The sequence below is a fragment of the Streptomyces sp. LS1784 genome (assembly GCF_020103755.1).
Classification (GTDB): Bacteria; Actinomycetota; Actinomycetes; order Streptomycetales; family Streptomycetaceae; genus Kitasatospora.
On record NZ_JAHSQD010000829.1, the window covers coordinates 1 to 2,680 of the forward strand.

General features: G+C 69.0%; 4 protein-coding genes. All 4 read right to left on the reverse strand.

Annotation, left to right across the window (positions count from 1 at the left end):
* Positions 1–1,361 (reverse strand): hypothetical protein (locus KS423_RS43010; RefSeq protein WP_224285135.1); only part of this gene is annotated, 1,361 nt, incomplete at its 3' end.
* 100 nt (positions 1,362–1,461) lie between these two features.
* Positions 1,462–1,827: a hypothetical protein gene (locus tag KS423_RS43015; RefSeq protein WP_224285136.1), complete on the reverse strand. Its 366-nt coding sequence runs from the start codon at positions 1,825–1,827 to the stop codon at positions 1,462–1,464.
* A gap of 19 nt (positions 1,828–1,846) precedes the next feature.
* A complete protein-coding gene (locus KS423_RS43020) occupies positions 1,847–2,146 on the reverse strand; it encodes a WXG100 family type VII secretion target (protein WP_224285137.1) in 300 nt (99 codons plus the stop codon).
* Between the two features lie 33 nt (positions 2,147–2,179).
* Positions 2,180–2,506 carry a hypothetical protein gene (locus KS423_RS43025; protein WP_224285138.1) on the reverse strand — a complete coding sequence of 109 codons (327 nt, stop codon included), beginning with the start codon at positions 2,504–2,506 and terminating at the stop codon, positions 2,180–2,182.
* Between the last annotated feature and the right edge of the window lie 174 nt (positions 2,507–2,680).

Consider the following 2,680-nt stretch of genomic DNA (forward strand, 5'->3'; position numbering starts at 1 on the left):
GTCCCGCCGCCGGTGCCCCCGATCCCTCCGGTGCCGCCCCCGCCGGCGCCGCCCCCGCCGGCGCCGCCGCCCCCGGTGCCGCCGATCCCCGGGGGCCCCTTGACGTCGGTCTTCGACCCGTCGCCGTCCTTGCCGTCCTTGCCGTCGGGGGTGGTCTTGGGCTCGACCTTGTCCTTGGGCAGGTCGAGCGTGACCGGCCTGATCGGGATCAGGAGCTTGCTCGCGTCGTCGTAGGCGTCGCTCAGGAGCCTCCCCGCGTTGGTCGCGGCCGAGTCGAGCTTCTCGGTGACCCAGTCGTTCCACTTCTTCTTCGCCGCGGCCTCCAGCTTCGCGACGAAGGCGTCCAGGGCTCCCTTGTCGACGCCCTTGTCGTTGGTCGCCAGGGTGACCCCGCCACCCGAGACCGTGGCGTCGGCCGAGAGGCTCCCGTCCTCGTAGCTGATCGTGGTGAGGGTGAGGACCGCGGTGAGGTCCTTGACCAGCTCGGTGAACGCGAAGTGCACGCACGTGTACGGCGAGGCGAAGCTGCCGCCCTTCGAGCCGTCGGTGTACTGCCAGTGCTCGCCCTTGGCGTCGCCCGTGGAGCTCAGCAGGTCGGAGTTCCCCATCCAGGGCTCGTAGCCCTGGTAGTACATGTTCGCCTGCTGCTGCTTCAGGGCGTCCCCGGCCGCCTTCAGCTTGGTGACGATGGGGTTGCTCGTGGACCCGTCCTTGGGCGGGTCCTTGGGCGCCTCCTTGGGCAGGTCCTTGTACGCGCCGAGATCGCCGCTGAGCCCGAAGTGCATGGCGATGAACTCGTTCTCCAGGCCGTACAGCACCTCCTTGAACCGGCCGGCCGCGCTGCCCTGGAAGTCGCTGTCCGAGCCGCCCACGTCGTTGAACCAGGCGTTCACCTTCCTCCGCTGCTCCACGAAGAAGGTGTCGACCTCGCCGATGATCCGTGCGGCGTCCCACAGCGTCGGGGGCGCCGTGACCTCGTTGCCGCTGCAGCTCCCCCAGATCGACGGGCCCATGATGTCGCCCGGGTTGGCCTTGAACCGGCTCCACGGGGTCGGCGTCTTGTCGTCGGGCTTGCCGTCCCAGAAGTGCCAGTCGCAGGTCACGCCCAGGATCGTGCTGTAGGTGCCGCCGCCTTCGACCAGGTACACCCACTCGGCCCACATGTCGTATCCGGCGTCGCCCTTGGCGATGCCGTTCTGGACCTTGCGCTTGTCGTTGTTGGCCTTGGTGTCCGTGTACAGGTAGCGGGCCTGGATCCACTGGGGGCCGGTCACGTCGGTGCGCTGCGCGACGTCGCTGTGGTCCGTCCCGGCGAACACCTTCAGCATCTGTTCCCAGGTGTAGTTCGTCTGGTCGGCCATGGTCATCCTCCGGGCGGAGTGGAACGGTTCTCGGGCAGCGGTGTGCCGTCGGCGCCGGCGGGCCGGGTGGCCCTCCTGCGCCGACGGCGGGCTCCTGGCGTCAGGGGAGCTTGGTCGTCGGGGCGACGCCGGTGAGCACGTCGTGGAGGACCTCCAGCAGCTGGGCCTCCGTGAGGGCCTCGTCGTTGCCCTCGTGGAGCGTCCGCCCGGCCTTCAGCAGGTCGTTGACGATGTCGTCGAGCGTCTTGCGGACGGCCTCTATGCCCTCGCCCACGCTCTTCGCGTAGTCGAGGTAGGCCTGCTTCAGCGCCTTGGCGGACGGAAACGCGTCCTGGCCCGCCTTCAGCGCCGACGGCGCCTTCGCCCAGTTCGTCTTCTGGCTGTTCACGTCCTGCTCGAAGGCCCGCAGCTCTGCGAGGCGGCCCTCCAAGTAGGCGATGGTGATCTTGGTGGTGTCGCCGCTCATGCGCGGGCCCCCCTCCTCGTCAGGCGAACTGCTTCCCCGCCTGGGTGTCCGACTCGCGCATGATGTCGTGCATCGTGCTGAGGGTGTTCGCGGCCGCCGTGATGTCGTCGTCCATGGCGGACTCGTTGGCCGTGACCACCCGGGAGAGGTCCTCGAAGGCCGTGGCCGCGACACCCTGGAAGTGGCCGCCGTCGATCACGCCCCGCAGCTTGCTCATGAGTTCGTCCAGGTTGCTGCGCATCATGTTGCCGGCCTGGCGCAGCTCGCCGACCGCCTGCGACACGGTCTCGTGGTGGAGCTGGATGTTGCCGAAGTCCATGGGGTTACTCGATCCTCTTCTGGTGATGAACCGTCAGACGCCTTGCAGGCCGTTGTAGATGCCGTCGGCGGCGTGGGCACGGGCGTCGTCCTCGGCCTGGGTGAGGATCGCGTTGGCGCCCTGGGTGGACTGTACGAAGCGCTCGAAGGCGCCGATGACCTGCTGGTAGCGCGTCATCCAGTCCTCGACCTTCCGTTGGAACTCGCTGCTCGCGCCGGAGATGTAGCCCCCGGCGATCTCCTCCTTGATCCGCTCGACCGTGCGACCGGCGGTCACCATGTGCTCGATCTGCTGCTCCAGGCTCGCCAGGACCTGGCGGATCGCTTCGTCTTCCTTGGTCAACATGCCCGGTGTGGTCATGCTCTGCTCCCTTCCCTGCGCTCGCCGGACGGACTGCCCGGCCGAGACGTCTGATCGGACCAACGGCCCTGTTGAGGACGGTGGTTCAGCTGCACGCCGACGGACTTGCCGCGACGGTGCCGGCGGCCCCCGGGGCGGCCGCGGTGGCGGTGGGCGCGGTGGCGGTGGGCGCGG

Coding starts and splice junctions, on each gene's coding strand:
- KS423_RS43015 (WP_224285136.1), bottom strand. CDS start 1,827: ATGAGCGGCGACACCACCAAGATCACCATCGCCTACTTGGAGGGCCGC.
- KS423_RS43020 (WP_224285137.1), bottom strand. CDS start 2,146: ATGGACTTCGGCAACATCCAGCTCCACCACGAGACCGTGTCGCAGGCG.
- KS423_RS43025 (WP_224285138.1), bottom strand. CDS start 2,506: ATGACCACACCGGGCATGTTGACCAAGGAAGACGAAGCGATCCGCCAG.